We start from the raw sequence: 3187 nt of genomic DNA on the forward strand, positions 1-3187 counted from the left end.
GGAAGCCTCAAGAACTCCCATCATCGCAGGTCGCAAGGCTCTTCCTCGTTCCCGGAGAAGTTATCCACAGATGTCAGCCGGTGGATTCGGGCTCACAGTCAGGAGCAGCATGTTGATTCTCTGCGAGCCCTTTCCTGGCCTTTCTTGGACTCGCCGCATCGCTGTGCTGCTTCGAACATCCCCGACCCGCGGTTCTGATCGGTGTCCCGCAGACGTGCGACGTTACCGGACCGGTGGCATGCGCCGGACATCGCCGCATGTCACCGGCCTGTTTTCTCATGACGTCACACCAAAGGGCGTGCCAAGGCAGGTCAGAACAGATCGAGCTGGGCGGACTCGGTTGCTCCCAGCATGTGGCACTCCCCTGTTTCCCCGTCGACGCGAACGTAGCCCGTGCCGACAGCCAGGTCCCGGAGGTCCCCGGTATGGAGGTAAGCGACCGATTGGCAGTCGAAGTAGAAGGTGCTTCCCACTTGGGCGCGCTCTCCTTCGACGAGCGCAAGGGCCGTGCCCTCGTGGCTGACCTTCTCGTCCAGGAACTTCTTGGCCAGCTTGGTCGCTTCTTCTATGTCCAGCATCAATCTGTCCTCAGGAGGGAGAAGTTGCGCCACGGTGAGAGATCGGCATGCCCTGATTGGCCATCCAGGAACACCACGTCTCCCTTGATGTTCACCACGTTGAAGACATGGGCTTGCCTTCCTTTCTGACCCATCACGATACCTCGGGCGCCATTTCCCGCCTTCTTGATCTGATTGACGATGCCCGAGAGCGTGGACGCTTTGAACTGGCGTCCTCCGTACAACACTTCGATGGGTGCTGTGGAGCCCGCCCTGAGACCTCCGGGCGCTGAGGATGGAGATCCCTCGGCCAGCAGGCGGTCGACTGCCACAGCGCAGGCACGGCAGTTCGTGTTGCCGCCTTGAGGGTTCACCAGCGCTTTGAGCTGCTCCGTGATCGGGGTCTTGTAGGGGATGCCTCCGTATCCCCTGGTCACGCCGCCACCTCCAAGGCCGAACCTCAGGTTCCCCACATTGACCGTCGCGGTTTCGGGGGCCACGGCGGCCCGGCGCCAGCCGGTGAGGCCGCCGATGCCTACGAGGGCGATCTGTTGGGTGAGTTCTTCGGCGGTTTCGGCGTACAGGTCGGCGAGGGCGTCGCAGCCCTGCTGGCGGAGCATGTATTCGGCGCGGTAGAGGCGGTAGGCGGGGCGGACGGGGAGGTACTTGTCGACGAAGGCGCCGGCGCCGCCGTTCTGGCCGGTGAATGCGTCGTACGCGTCTCCGAGGAAGACGAAGGGGGACTTGAAGACGTCGACGAACGCGTCACCGAAGATGCCCGCTGCTTCGCCGAGACAGGGACCTCCTTGCGCAGTCGCTTGAGCTCCTCGCGCTCGACGCTGGTCAGCTCACCGGACGTGCCCTCGCCCTGGTCCGCCTTCGCCCGGCGGTACCAGCCGCGCAGGGACTCGGAGCTGATGCCGAGTTCCCGGGCGACGGCGGTGACCGTCTCGCCCGAGGAGTCGACGAGCGCGATCGCGTCCCGCTTGAACTCCTCGGTGTACCGCTTCGTGTACTTCCCACCTGGTGCTACTTCCTCTGGAACCTCAAGATCCCAGTCTCCAGGTGTCCACGATCAAGGGGAAGCTTCAGCTCACCGATCAGATCAACGAGCTGAACCAGCGCCTGACCCGGCTCGTCGAACACCACGCCCCGCAACTGCTCGAACCGGTGGGCATCGGTCCGGACAGTGCAGTCACTCTCCTGATCACCATGGGAGACAACCCCGAGCGGCTGAACACCGAGGCGTCCTTTGCTGCCCTTTGGGGAGTCAGCACCATCGAGTACTCCTCCGGCCGGCGGAGCACGCGCCGGCTCAACTACGGCGGAGACCGGCAGGCCAACGCCGCCCTGCACCGCATCGTCTTCACCCGCCTGCGTCACGACCCACGCACCCAGGCGTACTACGAACGCCGCACCCAGGAGGGCAAGACCCGCCGTGAGATCATCCGATGCCTCAAGCGATACGCAGCCCGCGAGGTCTTCAACCTGGTCAGACCGGCTTCCCGCACCCCTGCGTTATAGGGGCGTCCGTGAGACGAAAAGCCCCGCAGGTGCGGCCTAGCGGGGCTTCCGAACGGGTGGGTTGCAACGGCGGCGCGGCGCGGTTGCACGCGGTTGTCCTCTTGGGAGCCACCCGAAGCAAGGGGCACAACGACGGCACGTCTCATACGACCGATGCGCAACACACGACCCAGGGACTTCACGCGATCGACCAGGACACGGTTGTTTGCTTGCGTGAAATCTAGCGCCTCCTGGTACGACGCACGAGGCCGCCTGAAGTCGTCCTGCACGGGCTGACCCTCGCTGCGGCAGGCCCAGGGGAAGCAGCGGCTGACCACGCCATTCTCCGGCTCGTACGCAGCAGTTCGGGCGCCCCAGGTGCTGTCGGCGGGCGGCCGATGCGGCGATTTGGGTCGCGTCCCGCGAGGTGGTGTAGGCGATCACGCGCTTCGCCCTCCGGTACCCGGCTCGCGGTGATCTCCACGTCGGCGCGGCGCGCGAAGCGGCCCGGTCAGGCGCCGGGAGTGCCCCAGCCGGTCGACGTACCCGGCGTGACCTGCGAGTCCGGTCCGTTGATCGGCTACACCACCCGGCGGGACGCCATCGCGATTTGATCGACCAGGTCCTGGGCAGGCGGTTCCCGGGCGCGACGCGGGGATTCCGGCAGCCGACCCGCCGCGCGGCACGCCCCGGTTGCAATCCGCCACGTTGGAGGGCTAACGGTTTCGCACCTCAGTGAGCCCGGGGCGGATGGGGCCGCCACCACGGCCTCGAGCGGAGGCCGTGGTGGTCGGCGGTCATGGTGTCGTGGTGGCTACGGGATTGAGTCCAGGTAAGGGCACGCGTGTTCCTTCATCATTCGGATGGCGTGTTCGTGTTCGTCGTCGTCCTCGATTACGAGAGCCTGACGCGTCATGGTGTTGTAGATGGCGCCGGGACCGTTTTTCGTCCGGACAACCACCCAGCCTTCTTCCGACCCGTCCCAGAGGAATTCGTACCCGCCGGTCTTCTGTGTCACTTGAGCTGGCTCCACTCTGAGCCCGAATCCACCGGCTGACATCTGTGGATAACTTCTCCGGGAACGAGGAAGAGCCTTGCGACCTGCGATGATGGGAGTTCTTGAGGCT

At 65.1% G+C, this 3187-nt stretch carries 5 protein-coding genes and 1 pseudogene; 2 read left to right on the forward strand and 4 right to left on the reverse strand.

Features of this window, described 5'->3' with window-relative positions:
• Positions 1-311: 311 nt before the first annotated feature.
• The 3 genes and pseudogenes from ACIF9R_RS38120 to ACIF9R_RS38130 all read right to left on the reverse strand — a co-directional run.
• A complete protein-coding gene (locus ACIF9R_RS38120) occupies positions 312-578 on the reverse strand; it encodes a hypothetical protein (protein WP_149547182.1) in 267 nt (88 codons plus the stop codon).
• On the reverse strand, positions 578-1177 hold the full coding sequence (locus ACIF9R_RS38125; protein ID WP_241563484.1) for a toxin glutamine deamidase domain-containing protein: 600 nt from the start codon (positions 1175-1177) through the stop codon (positions 578-580). The genes ACIF9R_RS38120 and ACIF9R_RS38125 overlap by 1 nt, the downstream gene beginning before the upstream one ends.
• Positions 1093-1557: pseudogene (locus ACIF9R_RS38130) on the reverse strand (transposase); the annotation flags it as partial. The gene ACIF9R_RS38125 and the pseudogene ACIF9R_RS38130, both read right to left, overlap by 85 nt.
• A gap of 65 nt (positions 1558-1622) precedes the next feature.
• Here ACIF9R_RS38130 and ACIF9R_RS38135 point away from each other — a divergent pair.
• Complete coding sequence (locus ACIF9R_RS38135) at positions 1623-2081, forward strand: transposase (protein ID WP_399987696.1); 459 nt, start codon at positions 1623-1625, stop codon at positions 2079-2081.
• Between the two features lie 452 nt (positions 2082-2533).
• Entirely contained in the window at positions 2534-2674 is a 141-nt protein-coding gene (locus tag ACIF9R_RS38140; RefSeq protein WP_399987698.1) for a hypothetical protein, read from the forward strand.
• 200 nt (positions 2675-2874) lie between these two features.
• On the opposite strand, the gene ACIF9R_RS38145 is transcribed toward ACIF9R_RS38140, so the two are convergent.
• Positions 2875-3187, reverse strand: a 313-nt coding sequence (locus tag ACIF9R_RS38145) for a hypothetical protein (protein WP_399987700.1), incomplete at its 5' end; no start/stop codon positions are given.

Source organism: Streptomyces sp. NPDC086080 (genome assembly GCF_044540255.1).
Lineage (GTDB): Bacteria > Actinomycetota > Actinomycetes > Streptomycetales > Streptomycetaceae > Streptomyces.

Bases quoted from the DNA above. Each gene is read 5' to 3' on its own strand.
- ACIF9R_RS38120 (WP_149547182.1), bottom strand. From the start codon at position 578: ATGCTGGACATAGAAGAAGCGACCAAGCTGGCCAAGAAGTTCCTGGAC.
- ACIF9R_RS38125 (WP_241563484.1), bottom strand. From the start codon at position 1,177: ATGCTCCGCCAGCAGGGCTGCGACGCCCTCGCCGACCTGTACGCCGAA.